Origin of the sequence: Ilumatobacter nonamiensis YM16-303, assembly GCF_000350145.1 — a bacterium.
Classification (GTDB): Bacteria; Actinomycetota; Acidimicrobiia; order Acidimicrobiales; family Ilumatobacteraceae; genus Ilumatobacter_A; species Ilumatobacter_A nonamiensis.
The window spans coordinates 1-16,369 of sequence record NZ_BAOL01000212.1; the positions used below are offsets into that span (position 1 = coordinate 1).

General features: G+C 67.6%; 13 protein-coding genes and 1 tRNA gene. 5 read left to right on the top strand and 9 right to left on the bottom strand.

Annotated features, from left to right (window positions below; all coding sequences use genetic code 11):
- Positions 1 to 254: 254 nt before the first annotated feature.
- The 4 genes from ON45_RS21790 (at position 255) to ON45_RS17390 (ending at position 3,951) form a co-directional block, all read left to right on the top strand.
- Positions 255 to 1,709: a LysM peptidoglycan-binding domain-containing protein gene (locus tag ON45_RS21790; RefSeq protein ID WP_051063292.1), complete on the top strand. Its 1,455-nt coding sequence runs from the start codon at positions 255 to 257 to the stop codon at positions 1,707 to 1,709.
- A gap of 87 nt (positions 1,710 to 1,796) precedes the next feature.
- Positions 1,797 to 1,869: transfer RNA gene (locus ON45_RS17380), tRNA-Arg, on the top strand.
- Positions 1,870 to 1,993: 124 nt separating this feature from the next.
- Positions 1,994 to 3,175, top strand: a complete 1,182-nt coding sequence (locus ON45_RS17385) for a pyridoxal phosphate-dependent aminotransferase (protein WP_040495525.1) — start codon at positions 1,994 to 1,996, stop codon at positions 3,173 to 3,175.
- Positions 3,172 to 3,951: a carbon-nitrogen family hydrolase gene (locus ON45_RS17390; RefSeq protein WP_083915115.1), complete on the top strand. Its 780-nt coding sequence runs from the start codon at positions 3,172 to 3,174 to the stop codon at positions 3,949 to 3,951. Before ON45_RS17385 ends, ON45_RS17390 begins: the two co-directional genes overlap by 4 nt.
- Before the next feature lie 37 nt (positions 3,952 to 3,988).
- On the opposite strand, the gene ON45_RS17395 is transcribed toward ON45_RS17390, so the two are convergent.
- From ON45_RS17395 to ON45_RS17405, 3 genes are read right to left on the bottom strand one after another with little or no spacing between them, the layout of a single operon-like run.
- On the bottom strand, positions 3,989 to 4,489 hold the full coding sequence (locus tag ON45_RS17395; RefSeq protein WP_040495527.1) for a GNAT family N-acetyltransferase: 501 nt from the start codon (positions 4,487 to 4,489) through the stop codon (positions 3,989 to 3,991).
- 24 nt (positions 4,490 to 4,513) lie between these two features.
- On the bottom strand, positions 4,514 to 6,244 hold the full coding sequence (locus ON45_RS17400; protein WP_040495550.1) for a thiamine pyrophosphate-dependent enzyme: 1,731 nt from the start codon (positions 6,242 to 6,244) through the stop codon (positions 4,514 to 4,516).
- 23 nt (positions 6,245 to 6,267) lie between these two features.
- The gene (locus tag ON45_RS17405; RefSeq protein WP_051063294.1) at positions 6,268 to 7,881 is read right to left on the bottom strand and encodes an FMN-binding glutamate synthase family protein; all 1,614 of its coding nucleotides are present in this window, start codon (positions 7,879 to 7,881) and stop codon (positions 6,268 to 6,270) included.
- A 163-nt stretch (positions 7,882 to 8,044) separates the two neighbouring features.
- On the opposite strand from ON45_RS17405, the gene msrA reads away from it, so the two are divergent.
- Positions 8,045 to 8,701: a peptide-methionine (S)-S-oxide reductase MsrA gene (gene msrA / locus ON45_RS17410; RefSeq protein WP_083915118.1), complete on the top strand. Its 657-nt coding sequence runs from the start codon at positions 8,045 to 8,047 to the stop codon at positions 8,699 to 8,701.
- 191 nt (positions 8,702 to 8,892) lie between these two features.
- On the opposite strand, the gene ON45_RS17415 is transcribed toward msrA, so the two are convergent.
- The 6 genes from ON45_RS17415 to ON45_RS17440 all read right to left on the bottom strand — a co-directional run bounded on the left by ON45_RS17415 (position 8,893) and on the right by ON45_RS17440 (position 16,342).
- Positions 8,893 to 10,044: a CaiB/BaiF CoA transferase family protein gene (locus tag ON45_RS17415; protein ID WP_040495529.1), complete on the bottom strand. Its 1,152-nt coding sequence runs from the start codon at positions 10,042 to 10,044 to the stop codon at positions 8,893 to 8,895.
- 106 nt (positions 10,045 to 10,150) lie between these two features.
- Complete coding sequence (locus tag ON45_RS22785; protein WP_040495531.1) at positions 10,151 to 10,780, bottom strand: hypothetical protein; 630 nt, start codon at positions 10,778 to 10,780, stop codon at positions 10,151 to 10,153.
- Between the two features lie 99 nt (positions 10,781 to 10,879).
- Positions 10,880 to 12,127, bottom strand: a complete 1,248-nt coding sequence (locus tag ON45_RS17425; protein ID WP_040495533.1) for an aminoglycoside phosphotransferase family protein — start codon at positions 12,125 to 12,127, stop codon at positions 10,880 to 10,882.
- Entirely contained in the window at positions 12,124 to 12,786 is a 663-nt protein-coding gene (locus ON45_RS17430; protein WP_040495534.1) for a response regulator transcription factor, read from the bottom strand. Before ON45_RS17430 ends, ON45_RS17425 begins: the two co-directional genes overlap by 4 nt.
- Positions 12,787 to 12,820: 34 nt before the next feature.
- Entirely contained in the window at positions 12,821 to 14,341 is a 1,521-nt protein-coding gene (locus ON45_RS17435) for a sensor histidine kinase (RefSeq protein ID WP_051063295.1), read from the bottom strand.
- A gap of 135 nt (positions 14,342 to 14,476) precedes the next feature.
- Positions 14,477 to 16,342 (bottom strand): ABC transporter ATP-binding protein, encoded by a 1,866-nt coding sequence (locus tag ON45_RS17440; RefSeq protein WP_241432238.1) that lies wholly within the window; start codon positions 16,340 to 16,342, stop codon positions 14,477 to 14,479.
- Between the last annotated feature and the right edge of the window lie 27 nt (positions 16,343 to 16,369).

The following is a 16,369-nucleotide window of genomic DNA, read 5'->3' on the forward strand; positions in this document are numbered from 1 at the left end:
CCACCCTCTCCGCCACGCGACGACCGGTGCTCCACGGGGCGCCGGTCGTTGTGGTTTTCGATTTCAGTCGTCCGCCGAAGTTCTCATCCAAATGACAAGCATGTCGTGTGGATGACAGCCGCGTTGCAGTTTCATGACGAATCGAGTAGACAACGTGAACCAGGTGATGAGGGAGCGCAACGAAGCGCCCGGCACACCTCTCGAGAACTGACGACACGACCCACGTTGGGACCGACCGGCGGACAGGTGACGAGATGAATCACGACGACATGAATCACGGCGAAGCAAGTTCCTCCGACGAGTTCTGGGGTTCCACCCCCGACTGGAGCGATGCCGCGCCGCGCCCGCGTCGCCAGCCGTCCGAGAGCCACGGTGACATCACCGGGGCGATCAAGAACCTGTGGAGTTCGGCGATGTCGTCGGGCGCCGGTGGAACCCGTGAGCACCACGTGCTCGACGCGAACGCACCCCGTCCGAGCGATGACACGCCCGTCGCCGGTCCGTCGATGTTCGACGACCTCGACACCGAGATCCCTCTCTGGGACAGCGGCCGGGTTGCCTCCGTCGGCAGCGCCGCGGCGACCGCGGGGATGTACGTCACCGACGAGGTGCCGGTCATCGACGCCGCCGGACCGCCTCCGGGTGGGTTCGATGACATCGACGACGACGATGGTTTCGCCGCGATGACACCGGTGCCCCTGGTCGAGCGCGACGACAACCGCCGCGGCGTGACGGGCGGGCTCGACCCGCTCCTCGTCCGCATCGGTGCAGTCGCCGTCGCGACCACGCTGCTCGTGCCGCTCGCGATCGGCTGGACCTCGGACGACAGCGACGACACCATCGCCTCCGCGGCAGCCGACCCCGCGACCTTCTCCGACTCCACCACGGCAGCGGCCGAGACGACGACCCCGGTCACCGAACCCGAATCCTCAGCCGAGACCACTGCGGTGCTCGACGCCGAGAGCCTGCCGCCGGCGGTCGTGGTGAATCCGACCCCGGCCGCCGAATCCAGCAGTAGCTCTTCGTCCTCCTCCTCCTCGTCGTCGTCCTCGACGGCAGCCGCGAGCGAGACGCCGGCGACCACGGAGGTCGTCGAATGCGCGATCGACTACGACGTCGAGTTCGGTGATTTCTGGGTGCGGATCGCCGAGGGCGCCGGGGTCTCCCTCGCGGACCTGCTCGATGCGAACGGGGCGACGAAGGACACGCCGTTGTACCCGGGTTCGGAGATCTGCCTGCCTGCCGGAGCGTCGACGCCTCCGCCGCCATCGTCCTCCTCGTCCACCGCCGCCCCGACGACCGCCGCGCCGACGACAGCTGCGCCCACCACTGCGGCGCCCACGACGGCCGCGCCGACCACGGCGGCGCCGACGACGGCGGCCCCCACCACGGATCCCGCTCCGGCCCCGTCGCCCGAGCCGGCCGGACCGGCGGACATCAAGCAGATCATTCGCGATGTGTGGCCGGACGACCTCGAGGATCGGGCGATCGAGATCGCGTACCGCGAGAGCCGCTTCGTGCCGACCGCGAAGAACTACTGCTGCTACGGCTTGTTCCAGATCTACTGGAGCGTCCACCAGAGCTGGCTCTCCGACATCGGGATCACCGACGACCAGCAGCTGTACGACCCCGCCACCAACGCCCGAGCGGCGTACACGCTGTATCAGCGTGCCGGCGGCTGGGGCCCGTGGGCGATGACGGCCTACTGATCGGCCGCCGATCGCGAGGAATCTTCCCGACCGGCGGTTCCGATCGGACCGGCAGTCGCTTAGAATACGGATCGCCTTTCAGGCACTGCGCCCGTAGCTCAATGGATAGAGCATTTGATTACGGATCAAACGGTTGGGAGTTCGACTCTCTCCGGGCGCGCTGAACGGAACGGGCAACACCTCGAGGGTGTTGCCCGTTCTGCGTTTTCCGGTCCGATCCCGTACGTGGAATGTGGCACCGGGTGGCGGGGCGACGCGAGAGGCCGATTCCCTACACTGCAACCGTGGCTGCTCCGACCGATGTCCTGACCGACAAGTTGGCGGGATTCGGGACGACGATCTTCGCCGAGATGTCGGCACTCGCGGTCGAGACCGGCGCGATCAATCTCGGCCAGGGCTTCCCCGACACGGACGGTCCTGTCGAGGTGCTCGACGCCGCCGTCGACGCGATCCGGAGCGGTGTCAATCAGTACGGCCCGGGCCTCGGCCACCCCGAACTCCGCCAGGCGATCGCCGAGCACCAGCATCGTTGGTTCGGCCTCGACATCGACCCCGACACCGAGGTCGTCGTCACTGCCGGGGCCACCGAGGCCCTCGCCGCCGCAATGCTCGGGATGCTCGACGCCGGCGACGAAGTGATCGTGTTCGAGCCGATGTACGACAGCTACCAGGCCGGCATCGCCCTTGCGGCAGCATCGCCGGTCCCGGTGCTGCTCCAGCCCGACGCCGATGGCGTGTGGCGGTTCGATGCCGACGGGCTGCGCGCCGCGGTGACCGAACGCACGAAGCTGATCCTGCTCAACACGCCGCACAACCCGACCGGCAAGGTGTTCGACCGGGACGAACTCGACACGATCGCGTCGGTCGCGATCGAGCACGACCTCATCGTCGTGACCGACGAGGTCTACGAACACCTCGTCTTCGACGGATCCGCGCACGTTCCGATCGCCACGCTGCCGGACATGTTCGAGCGCACGCTCACGATCTCGTCGGGCGGAAAGACCTTCCACACCACCGGCTGGAAGATCGGTTGGATGACCGGACCGAACGAACTCGTCACCGCCGCACGAATGGCCAAGCAGTACCTCACCTTCGTCAACGGGGCGCCGTTCCAGCCGGCCACGGCGGTCGGGCTGCGCCTCGGCGACGACTACTTCACAGGCCTCCGCGACAACTTGCAGACGGCGCGCGATCATCTCACCGACGGTCTCGGTCGGGCCGGATTCACCACCTACCGCCCTGCAGCCGGCTACTTCGTCACGGTCGACATCACCCCCGTCGCGCCCGACCTCGACGGCATGACGTTCTGCCGTGAACTTCCGCAGCGAGCCGGCGTCGTCGCGGTTCCCGAGAGTGCGTTCTACATGCACCCCGAGAACGGCGATCGTTTCGTGCGATTCGCGTTCTGCAAGCAGCTGCCGATCATCGATGCGGCCGTCGACCAACTCGTCGAGGCGTTCGGATGAGCGTGCTGCGCGTCGCCGCCGTCCAGCACGACATCGTCTGGGAGGATCGTCAGGCGAACTTCGACCACCTCGCCCCGATGATCGCCGGCGCGGTGGCCAGCGGTGCGGGGCTGGTTCTGCTGACCGAGACCTTCTCCACCGGCTTCGCGTTCGACTCACCCGACATCGGCGAGCCGGAAGGCGGCCCGTCGTCGCAGTACCTCGCCGAGCAGGCGGCGATGCACGGCGTGTGGATCGGTGGTTCCTGTCCCGAGATCCGACCCGACGCGCCGGACGACGACCAGCGCCCGTCGAACTCGTTCGTCCTCGCCGGCCCCGACGGAACGACGCATCGCTATCGGAAGATCCATCCCTTCTCGCACGCGAACGAGCAGGAGTACGTGCGCGCTGGGACCGACTTCGTCACGGTGGAGATCGACGGCGTCCGGCTCAGCCTGTTCGTCTGCTACGACCTCCGTTTCGCCGACGAGTTCTGGACGCTCGCGGAGGACACCGATGCGTACCTCGTCGTGGCGAACTGGCCGGCGAAGCGGCGTCTGCACTGGTCGTCATTGCTCCGGGCGCGGGCGATCGAGAACCAGGCGTACGTCGTCGCGGTGAATCGCGTCGGCACCGGCGGCGGCCTCGACTACAGCGGCGACAGTGCGATCATCGACCCGCTCGGGGAGATCCTCGCCTCCGGTGCGGGCGTGGAGACGGTGCTCATCGCCGACATCGACACCGACCACGTCGCCGGCACCCGCTCCCACTTCCGGTTCCTCCAAGACCGTCGCTGACGGCCGGGACATCCGGTGTCGGGCACCGGATGTCCGGTCAGCTGAAGGACTTGTGCATCATCTCGACCTCGATGCCCTTCGCCCGCTGGCGTCCGACCGGCACGAAGCCGAGCTTGCGGTGGAAGCCGAGCGAGGGTTCGTTCGGCGGATCGACGTTGACCTCGAGCGCCAGCCCGTCCGCGTCGGCGTGGTCGCGGGCGATGATTCGTTCCACCTCGCCGTAGAGCGCCGTGCCGTATCCACGCCCGACCACCGACGCGTCGAACGCGACCCGGTCGAGATACATCGCCTCGGGATGCCGTTCGGCGAACCACCGGTAGTTGAGCGAGTCGTACGTCGACCCCGGCGGCAGCACCAGACAGAAACCGACGACCTCGCCGTCGACGTCGGCAGCGATCGCGATCGAGCTCTCGTCGATGAGGAACGTCATCCGGTCGCGATCGACGTCGCCGACCTCGGGAACGTTGGCGGCATTGATCTCCTCCAACCGATCCAGGTCGGCAAGCACGATCGGACGGAAGACCACGGGCGGATTCATCGCCCGCCAACGTACCGACCGCGATCAGTCGTCGCCGACGCTGCGGATCGCTTCCTTGATCTTGGCGATCGTGAACCCCCAAGCCTGGCCCGGGCTCGGCTCGGACGGGATGATGATCTCGTCGGGGTTGGTGAGCACGTCGACCACGACGGGACCATCGTGCGCGAGCGCCCGTTCGATCCCGTCACGCAGATCGGCCGGGTCTTCGATGCGGATCCCGGTGGCGCCCATCGCGGTCGCCACCGCGGCGAGGTCCGGATTCTTCAGCGTCGTACCGAAATCGGGGAGCCCGGCCTCTTCCTGCTCGAGTTTCACCATGCCGAGGCGCTGATTGTCGAACACGAAGATCTTCACGGGCAGGCTCTCCGACACCGCAGTGAGCAGGTCGCCGAGCAGCATCGTGAAGCCTCCGTCCCCAGCGAAGGCGATCACCTGACGTGAGCGGTCGAGCGCCTGGACCCCGATCGCCTGCGGCATCGCATTCGCCATCGATCCGAGATTGAACGAGCCGAGCAGCCGCTGTCCCGAACGCATGCGGACGAATCGTGACAACCACACCGTCGACATTCCCGTGTCGGTGGTGAACACGGCGTCGTCGTCGGCCAGTTCGCCGATGACGTGGGCGACGGCTTCGGGTCGGATCCGCCCCTCCGGATTGTCGAGAACTGCACGCGCTGAGCCGGTGAACGTCTCGTCGTGAGTGGGGTCGGTGAGTCGGGTCTGACGATCACACCACTCCTGGTAGGAGTCGCGCAGGTTCTCCAGGTGATCACGATCGTGCTCGCCTCGAAGTCGAGGGAGCAGCGCGTCGAGTGTCAGTGCGGCGTCGCCGACGATGCCGAGGTCGACGGTGGTCCGGCGTCCGATGTGGTCGGCGGCTGCGTCGATCTGAATCGTGGTGACGTCGTCCGAGAACCATTCGCGATAGGGAAAGTCCGTCCCGATCATCAGCAGCAGGTCGCAGTCGCGGAAGGCGTCGGCGGCAGCAGGGTTGCCGATCAGCCCGTTCTGTCCGAGGTCGAACGGGTTGTCCCAGTCGTAGATCTCCTTCGCCTTGAGTGTGGAGACGATGGGTGCCGCGAGCGCGCCCGCCAGTTCCAGCACCTGAGTGCGGCCCTCACGCGAACCGATTCCCGCCAGGATCGTCACCTTGTCGGCGGCGTCGAGCAACGCGGCGGCTCGAGCGACGGCCGCCTCGTCCGGGCGGGCTCGGGACGTACCCTGGAACACCCGAACGGGTGCGGTGTCGACCTCCATCGGCCCGATGTCCCCGGGGATCGACAACACCGCCACCCCGCGCCGCGACACCGCCGACTCGATCGCCTGTTCGACCAGTCGGGGGATCTGATCGGGCGATGTGACCGTCGCGGTGAACACGGCCACGTCATCGAAGACAGCGTCGTTGTCGACCTCTTGGAAATAGTTGGAACGCAGTTCGGCGACCGGAACCTGACCTGCGATCGCGAGGACCGGTGCGTGACTCTTCGCCGCGTCGTACAACCCGTTGAGGAGATGCAGCGAACCCGGGCCGACGGTTCCCGCGCAGACCCCGATCTGGCCCGTGATCTGCGCTTGCGCTCCCGCAGCGAAGGCGCCGACCTCCTCGTGGCGGACGCCGATCCACTCGATTCCCTCCGTGGTTCGGATCGCCTCGGTCACGCTGTTGAGGGCGTCGCCCACGACGCCGAACACCTGGCTGACGCCGTGTGCGACGAGACCGTCGACGACGACCTGACTGATCGATTGCTTGGACATGGTTGTCTCCTTTGGGCGGTGGGTCACGCTCGCACGGGCACCGCATCGAACGTGGATGCAGATGCTGCGTTCCAGGCAGCGGCCCACGATTCGGGCGGCTCGCTGAGGAGTGATCCGGTTGCGAGTGAGGGATGGAGCTTGTCGAACGAGTGGACGGTGTGTGCGTCCACGCGCTCCATCAAGTGGCCGGCGTGGAGCTGCTCGGGGCCGTCGAGTCCCATGGCGGCGATCAGTCGTTGGGCGCTGTGCACCGTCTCGTGTTGGAACCGCCGGACCCGTTCGGCCTTGTCCTCGACGACGAGCGCGCGCGATCGTTTCGGATCCTGTGTCGCCACGCCGACCGGGCAGGTGTTCGTGTGACAGCGCTGTGCCTGGATGCAACCCACCGCCATCATCATCGCCCGGGCGGCGTTCGTGTAGTCGGCGCCTTGGATCAGCCGCTTCACGATGTCGGAACCCGACGAGACCTTGCCGCTGGCGCCCACCTTGATGTGCCGCTTCAGATCACAGCCGACGAGCGTGTCACGCACGATCGTCAGACCTTCCGTCAGCGGTGTGCCCACGTGGTCCTCGAACTCGAGCGGCGCCGCTCCGGTGCCGCCCTCGGAGCCGTCGACGATGATGAAGTCCGGAATGATGCTCGTGGCGAGGATTGCCTTGCAGATCGCCAGCATGTCGGTACGCGATCCGACGCAGAGTTTGAAGCCGGTGGGCTTCCCACCCGAGAGATCGCGCAGCTCGGCGACGAACTCGAGCAGGCCGATCGGAGTCGAGAACGCCGAATGTGCGGGCGGCGACACACACTTCTCGTGCGCAGGGACGCCACGGGCCGATGCGATCTCCTCGGTCATCTTCGCGGCGGGCATGACCCCACCGATCCCGGGTTTGGCTCCCTGCGAGAGCTTGACCGAGATGCACTTGACCGCCGGCTCCGCCGCCGCGTCGGCGAACTGCTTCGGGTCGAAGTCGCCGTGCGCGGTCCGGCAACCGAAGTAGCCCGAACCGATCTCCCACACCAGGTCACCGCCTTTCTCGAGGTGGTACCGGCTCAGGCCGCCCTCGCCGGTGTCGTGTGCGAAGCCGCCGCGCCGGGCCCCTTCGTTCAGCGCCAGAATCGCGTTGGCGCTGAGCGCGCCGAAACTCATCGCCGACACGTTCAGCAACGCCATCTCGTACGGCTGGATGCACTGCGGTCCGCCGACGGTGACCCGGTGTTGATCGGCAGGTGGTGACTTGGGTGCCGCCGAGTGGATCAGCCACTCGGCGCCGGGGGCGTACACGTCCAGTTCGGTGCCGAACGGCTGCTCCTGGTTGACTCCCTTCGCCCGTTCGTAGATCAGCGATCGGGCATTGCGATCGAACGGAGTTCCGTGCGTGTCGCGTTCGATGAAGTACTGCTGCAGTTCGGGACGGAGCGACTCGAGCGCGAATCGGAAGTGACCGAGTACGGGATAGTTGCGCAGCACGCTGTGATGGGGCTGGACCAGGTCGTACACGCCGACCAGCACCGCGAGCCACAGGGGGACGGCGGCGACCAGCCACCACCACGAACTGATCGTCACGAGTGCGGTGGCGGCGACTGCTCCGACCAGAGCCAGGGCGAACCCCGAGAACCGCGCGAATGTCCTCATCGACATCCGCCGACGACCGGTTCGCTCACGTGGCACGTCATCACTAGGGAAGGTTCACATCACCCCGACAGACCAAACCAGCGCAGGCGATCGGAGAGAGAACTGAACACCTGCGAACGATTCGGCGGCGCCGTTCAACGGGCGACGGAGGCGTCGTATCCTTGTGATCATGTTGTTCAGCAAGAACGTCACCATGGTCGAGCCCGAGGACGCGCTGCCTGGACGGACCGATCAGACGATGCCCGTTCCGGACGCGCACCACGTGAACGGCAACCCGCTCGTCGGCCCGTGGCCGGACGGCATGGAGATCGCCGTCGTCGGCATGGGTTGCTTCTGGGGCGCGGAGCGGATCTTCTGGCAGCTCGACGGCGTCTACTCCACCTTCGTCGGATACGCAGGCGGTTTCACCCCGAACTGCACCTACGAGGAGAACTGCACCGGCCTCACCGGCCATGCAGAGGCGGTCGGCATCGTGTTCGATCCCGAGGTGATCAGCTTCGAGCGGATCATGCAGGTGTTCTGGGAGAACCACGACCCCACGCAGGAGATGCGTCAGGGCAACGACCGGGGAAGCCAGTACCGCACCGCGGCATACGCCACGCAAGCCGACCAACTCCCGGTGATCGAGGCGACCCGCGACACGTTCCAGGCGCAACTCGACGAGAAGAACTTCGGCCGGATCACGACCGAGGTCAAGCAGATCGACTTCGACACCGACTTCTACTACGCGGAGCCGTACCACCAGCAGTACCTGGCGAAGAACCCGAACGGGTACTGCGGCATCGCCGGCACCGGCGTCAGCTGCCCCATCGGCACCGGCGCCTGACCACGATCACCTCCCGGGCGCAGGCCGCGGTGTTCTGCCTCGTCGCTCGGCGCACTGACGGTCGTGAACGTCCGCAACCATCCGACGGCGCTCGCCGTCCTCCCCGCAGTCGGGCTGTCGTCGAGCATCACCTGCTCCGACCGAGGCGAATGGTTCCGATCTCGCCGGACTGATGCCCGGCGACGACGCGGTCACCAGCCGCTCGAACGGATCTCGTCGCCGTCGGCGTCGAGGCCTCGACCGGCCCAGCGCAGTGCCCCGGGCGTTGCCGACAGTCGAGCGATCAGGCTCTGCATCGGCGTGTCGTCGACCGCCTCGATGGTCCCCCGCGCCGCGTAGTGCGGGTCCTGCGCGATGTCGGCCATGTCGAGCACCGGACCGATCGCGGCCTGAGCCGCGGTGAATTCGGCGATCACGTCCGCGCTCGAACGGACCGAGCACCAGTCGGTCAGCAGCGCTTCCAGTTCCTCGCGGTGGTCGGCGCGTCCCGCGAACGTCGTGAATCGCTCGTCGTCGCCCACACCGATCAGGTCGAGCACCCGCGCCGCAACCGAATCGCTGCTCGTCGACACCGCGACCCAGCGACCGTCGGCACACCGATAGGTACCGCGCGGCACCGTGTACGGCAGTCCGGAACCGAGCCGAGGTTGTTGCTCGCCGGTCACGGCCTGGAGCGACGCCAGCGGACCCATCAGGTGGAACATCGTCTCCAGGAGGTTGGCATCGACCACCTGGCCGACGCCGGAGTACAACGCGACCATGGTGGCGAACGCGGCGGCCAATCCGGTCACCTCGTCGGTGAGCGCGATCGGCGGCACGAGTGGCGCTCCGTCCGGTTCGCCGTTCAGTGCGGCAAACCCGGACATCGCCTCGGCGATCGTGGCGAATCCCGGTCGCGTCGCATAGGGACCGGTTTGGCCGAACCCGGAGATCCGCGTGATCACCAACGCCGGACGGCGCTCGAGAAGGACATCCGGCCCGAGGCCGAGTCGCTCCAACGTTCCCGGACGTGAGTTCTCGACCAGCACGTCGGCCTCGTCCACGAGGCGGAGGAGGGTCGCACGGTCGGCGTCGTCCTTGATGTCGAGTACGACCGTCCGTTTGTTGCGGTTGACCAGCTTCCACCACAGCCCGACGCCGTCACGCGGGTCGGTCCACGCCATGTTCCGCAAACCGTCACCGTCGGGTCGCTCGACCTTGATCACGTCGGCACCGAAGTCGGCGAGATAGCGCGCGCAGTTCGGCCCGGCGAGCACCGTCGACATGTCGATCACCCGCAGCCCGCCCAGCGGCCCAGAGGCAGAAGGGCCGGTGTCGTCGTCGGATGTCGAGTCGTGGCCCATCGACGACATCGTCGCAGGGGTGGCCCGACATGGAGAAGCCCCGGCGACGGGCCGGGGGCTTCTCGATGGCTCGGAGCAGGGATCCGAGCCGGAGGGACTGGCGAGGTCAGCTGTCGACCGACGCCGCGGAGGGCGGCGATGCAGGGGAGGCCGGTGACGCCGGAGACGGAGGCGATGCCGGGGACGGAGGCGATGCCGGGGACGGTGGCGACGCTGGGGTGGGTGGCGACGCCCGGGAAGGCGGCGAAGCGACCGACGCCGGGGACGCAACCGATGCGACCGACGGAGCCGAGACCGGCGAGGGCGGGCTGTCGGGCTGTTGCGGTGCAGGCGGATCGGCGACGTGGTTGCTGCTCTGGACCGACGGCGGCGAATCGACGCTGTCGCTGTCCTGCTGGCCCGGTGCCGGTGCCGGGGCCCGAGTGTTCTTGACCCAGTTGTAGAGGGTGACCTTGTCCGGGCTGTTCGCACTCTGGATGCTCGCGACTCCGACCGAGGCACCCGACCGGACCGAGTTGGCGACCGATGCGGCGGAGGCGAACGCCGAGGGGTCGTCGGCGACGACCACCGGAGCGGAGAGACGCTCGACGCTCTGCGGGTCGTTGAGATCCACGCGGTCAGCGGGCTGCTCCTGCCAGGGTGCCTCGTCGGCGAGGGCGAATCCGCCGATTCCGACGCCTGCCACCAATCCGAGGGCAGTGGCGACTTTCCAGTCGAGCTTGATCGATGTAGCCATGGTTCTGTTCCTTGTCTTCGAGGTCGGGCTTCGTTCTGACATGAACGATGGCGACCCACGATGGGAACAAGATGACGTCAGTCTGAGAAACCTCTCATCTCAGCGCAGCAGTTCTTCGGCGTTCGTCAACTGCTCGTCGATCGCAGCCCGCCAGCCAGGGTGCTGAATCCGGAACGGTCCGGTGGCGAGCCCGACCAGCACCGCAGCGGTCGCGATCCGCAGCTCGCCGGGGTCGACCGCGGCCGCAAAGGCCGGCGTCAGGTCGTCGATGTACCGCCGCAATTCGGCGCCGTCCCCGTCGAGTTGCGAAGCCCGGAAGGTCAGATGGGCGAGCAGGGTCCCGAGGTCGCCGATGGGATCCCCCGGGCCGACGTCGTCGATGTCGAGCAGTCCGGTGATCGCGGGCGCGCCATCTCGGCCGTCGAGGATGAGCTGACCCTCGTGAAGATCGCCGTGCACGGTCGGTCCGCGGCGGGCAATGGAGCGCGCCTCGGCGTTCGAGAACGCCTCCACCAGGGCGTCGAGCCGACCGACATGCTCCGGGGCCACGCTCGCCAACACCTGCGCGTGGGCGATCGCGTCGGAGACACGCGACCGCACCGGCGGAGCGCCGCTCGAATCGACGGGAGCGAGACGAGCGCACAACTCGAGAATGTCGTCCGGCTTCGGCCATGGATGGCGGTCCTCCTTGAGCCGGACCCGGAACGTGTCGCCCAGCAGTGCTTCGAGGGCGATCCATCCCGCGTTCGCATCGAACGCAAGCACGTTCGGGACGGGGAGACCGGCTGCGCGCAGACGCTCGTGTCGGGTGACGAAGTCGTGCGTCGTCGCCGGGGCCACGAGCTTGACGTAGAACTGGCCGCGCCGGTCGGTGGCGCGGATGACCGCTCGTTCCGTCGGGCGGTAGGCCACGACCTCCAGGTGGGGGTCGCCGACCGCGACGTCGGAGAACATCACCGCGGCGCGGGGTGACACGACCGCGTCCTCGAGCGCGGGCAGCGACGGGTCGAACGGCCATCGCCACACGCCCACGCGGAGTACCGTTCCATCGGGTGCCTCGGCCTCGATCGGTACGGTGCCCGGCGGTTCGCCGTACACGGTGCTCGACGCGACGATCGTCTCGCGGACTTCGCCGCGTCTCGGCCATTCGACCTGGCACGTGAACTGCACGACGAGGTCCGACCCCGGGCGGTACTGCACGCTCACCGGACGGGCATCGACCAACCGGCCACCCGCCATCTCCACCGCAGGCGCGAGGATCGCCGGCGCGTGTTCACCGGTCAGGTGGACCGCGGCAGGCAGGACCGCGTCGTCGATCGTCGTTGCGATGTCGTCCTCGCCGGTCACCCGTCCTCCAGTCGATAGCCCATGCCGCGCACCGTGGTGATCACGTCGTTGCCGAGTTTCTTGCGCAGATAGCGGATGTAGACATCGACCACGTTGGAGTTCGGATCGAAGTCGTATCCCCACACGTTCGAGAGCAGCTGCTCGCGACTGAGCACGTGACCGGCGTTCCGGAGGAACGTCGCGAGCATCGAGAACTCTCGTGCCGTCAGCTCCACCGATGTGCCCTCGACGGTCGCACGGCGCGTGCGGAGGTCGAGTTCCACCCGGCCTGCGCTGAGGACCGTGGACTCGGTGGCCTCCTGACCGCGAAGGCGCAGCCGGACGCGAGCAAGGAGTTCTTCGAATCGGAACGGCTTGGTCATGTAGTCGTCGGCACCCTGCTCGAGGCCCGACACGGTGTCCTCGACGCTCTGTCGCGCCGTGAGCACGATCACCGGGAGCAGTTCGCCGCGGGTGCGGATCGCGTGGAGCACCTCGAAGCCGTCCATCTCGGGCAGCCCGAGGTCGAGGATCATGAGCTCGAACGCGTCGTCGCGAGCGAGGGCGGCAGCAGAGCGACCGTCGTTGACAGCGACCGTGGTGAAGCCGCTTGCTCGAAGCCCCTTCTCCAAGAAGCTGACGATGCGTTCTTCGTCCTCGGCGATCAGGATCCGGGTCATCGGCGCCACCGTTCGTGGATGCTCGTGCGTGGGCTCATGCCGTGGCCTCGGAAACGACGCGGAACTCGTCGTTCGCCGGCAGGTTCGTGGGGATGACGACCGCAAAGGTTGCCCCGGCGCCGACGCTCGACTGCACCTCGGGGTATCCGCCGTGTGCACGGGCGATCGCGTCGACGATCGACAACCCGAGTCCCATCCCGTCCGGTCGACGCACCCGGCTCGAGGCGCTGCGCGTCTGGCGGTCGAAGAGTGTCGGGAGAACGTCGGGGTCGACGCCGGGGCCGCTGTCGCGCACCCACAATCTCGCCCACGGACCGCCGTGTACTTCCGGTGCGTCGATCAACTCCGCACCGATCCGGATCTCGTCGTCAGCCATCGTGTGTTGTACGGCATTCGACGCCAGGTTGAGCATCGCCTGGGAGAGCCGACCCTCGTCGGCGACGATCGCGACCATCCCCGGCGGTGGGCTGGACTCGACGGTCCATGTGCGGTCGCCCAGCGTCGACACGCGGTGGAGCAAGGTGGTGGTGAGCTCGCCGAGATCGACCGGCCCGACGCCCAGGAAGTCTGGGCGATCGGCTTTCGCCAGAACGAGCAGGTCGCCGACGTACCGGCTCATCCGTTCGAGTTCGTCGGTGACGAGCGCAACGGTCTCGCGGCGCTCGCCCGGGTCGTCGTGTTCGATGAGGTCGAGGTGTCCCTGCGCGATCGTGATCGGCGTTCTCAGCTCGTGTGCGACATCGTCGAGGAACCGGCGCTGCGAGCTGAATCCGTTCTCCAATCGATCGAGCATCTCGTTGAGCGTGCGGCCGAGCTCCGCGAGTTCGTCGGCACCGTCGACCGGAATGCGTTCGGACAGGTCGGTCTCGGTGATCCGCCGGGATGCCGTGGTGATCTCCCGAACCGGTCGCAGGATGCGGCCCGCCGCGGCCCAGGCGATGACGGCGGCGATCGCGAGAGCGATCACCCCGATGATCGCGGCCGTGCGTACTCCGCTGAGGAGCTGGTCGCGTTCGTCGCCGGGAAAGCTGACGACGGCGAAGGCACCGAGCACGTCGCCGTCGTGCACGAGCGGCACGACGAGATAGCGCGCATCGCCGAGATCGGTCGATCCCGTTCCGTTCGTCGAGTCGACCGCTCGGCGCCATTCCTCGACCATCGGATGGTCGTCCGCGAGGGCGAGTGCACCGCTGCTTGCTCGGTAGGGCTCGGCGTCGACGAGCGTGTAGAACGCCTCATCGTCGGAGGGGACGTTGCGACTCAGGAACGTGTCGAAGAGCGCCTGGACGTCGTCGGCGAACGGCTCGCCGGTCTCGGGATCGGTGCCATCCGCGAGCAGCCGGAGTTCCTCGACCTCCTGATTGAGGGCAGCCGCCACCTTCTGATCGAGTTCGGAGAGCAGCACCTGACGGGTGGCGAAGAGGACGAACGCCAAGACCGAAGCGAGGAGCAGCACGAAGCCGACGACGATCCGAAGCCGCAGCCCGGCCCGCCGCCTGACCGATGTGCGCGGTGGTCGAAGTGTGTGCGACGTCGATGGTCGGTCCGTGAGCATCAGCGGACTCGTCCGACGAGCAGGCGGAACGTCCGCCGGCACTCGACCGTCGAGGGCGGGTCCTGGACGGTGCGCATCTGCAGCGAGGCTAGCCCGCACGTCGATCGGGCTCCGAGGGAGACCACCTCCGCCCGTTCAGCCCGGTGCGACGAGTTCGCCGGCCGCCAACTGTTGGGCGTACCGGCCACCCGCAACGACCAGTTCTTCGTGCGTGCCGATCTCGACGATCGATCCCGCGTCGAGGAATGCAATGCGGTCGGCGGCGCGAATCGTCGACAACCGGTGTGCGATGACCAGTGCGGTTCGACCCTCGAGCGCCCGTTCGAGGGCCTCTTGGATGTGCGCCTCGTTGTCGTTGTCGAGGTGGCTCGTCGCCTCGTCCAGGATCACGATCGCCGGGTTCTTCAGGAGCAGTCGAGCGATGGCGAGCCGTTGCTTCTCGCCGCCCGACAGGCGGTAGCCACGCTCGCCGACGATCGTGTCGTAGCCGTCGGGGAGGGCCGCGATCGTGTCGTGAATTCGTGCCGATCGAGCAGCGGTCACCAACCGATCGTCCGTTGCGTCCGGGTCGGCGTAGCGGAGATTGTCGGCGATCGACTCGTGGAACAGGTGCGGGTCCTGCGAGACGACACCGATCGCGCGCCGCAGCGAGTCGAGCGTGAGGTCGCGCACGTCGAGTCCGTCGATGCGGACCGCTCCGCCGGTCACGTCGTACAGGCGGGGGACGAGTGAGATCGTCGTCGACTTCCCGGCTCCCGACGCCCCGACCAGCGCGACCGTTTCCCCTTCGGCGACCGACAGCGACAGACCGTGCAGCACGTCGATGTCGGGGTCGGTGTCAGCGGTGAGGCCGGCGTTCTGCTCCATCGACGGGATCGCCGTTTCCGATGCGGGCGGATAGCGGAAGACGACATCGTCGAACTCGATCGTGCCGCGCGGCTGGACGAGGTCGACCGCGCCGAGCCGCTCGGTGATCGCCTCGGGCGCGTCGAGCACCTCGAACACCCGCTCGAAGCTGACCATCGATGTCATCAGGTCGACCCGCGCGTTCGTCAGTCCCGTCAGCGGCTGGTACACCCGCGTCACCAGCGCGGCGAGCGCGACGAGGGTGCCCGTGCTGATCCCACCGTTCACGACCATGATGGCACCGACGCCGTAGATCGCTGCCGTGCCGATCGCGCCGACGAGTCCGAGCGCCACGAAGAACACCCGTCCGTACATCGCCGAGCTGATCCCCGTGTCACGCACCCCGGCGGCGCGACGTTCGAACGCGCGTCGCTCACGCCGACCCGACCCGAACAACTTGACCAACATCGCTCCGGACACGTTGAAGCGCTCGGTCATCTGCGTGTTCATCGCCGCGTTGTAGCCCATCTGCTCGCGCGAGATCGCCTGCAGTCGCTTGCCGACCCGACGCGCCGGCACGATGAACAGCGGCAGCACGATGAGGGTGAGGAGCGTGAGACGCCATTCGAGCGCGAACATCGCGGCGAGCGTGGTGATCAGCACGACGACGTTGCTCACGATGCTGCCCAGCGTGCTCGTGACGGCGGTCTGCGCGCCGATCACGTCGCTGTTGAGGCGCGACGTGATCGACCCGGTGGGCGTCCGCGTGAAGAACGCGATCGGTAGCCGTTGGACCTTCGCGAAGAGCGCGCTGCGAAGGTCGTAGATCAGTCCCTCGCCCACGCGCGCCGAGCACCACCTCTGCAGGATCGCGAGACCGGCATCGGCCAGGGCCGCGAGCACGGCCAGCGTCGCGAGGACGTAGATCGCACCCCGGTCACTCTCGGGAATCGCCGTGTCGATGATCGCCCGCACCACGAACGGCGGCACCAGCGCGAGCAGCGCGGCCGCGAGGATCGCGATCAGGAAGATGATGATCGTCGTGCGGTACGGCCGGGCGAACGACCACACGCGCTTCGCCGTTCCCGAGGCGAGGTGTTGGTCCTTCACGGCGTCGGCGTCGCCGGGCATCATGTGATGTGGACCCATCCGCATGCGTCCACGCTACGCCCGGTTGACCGG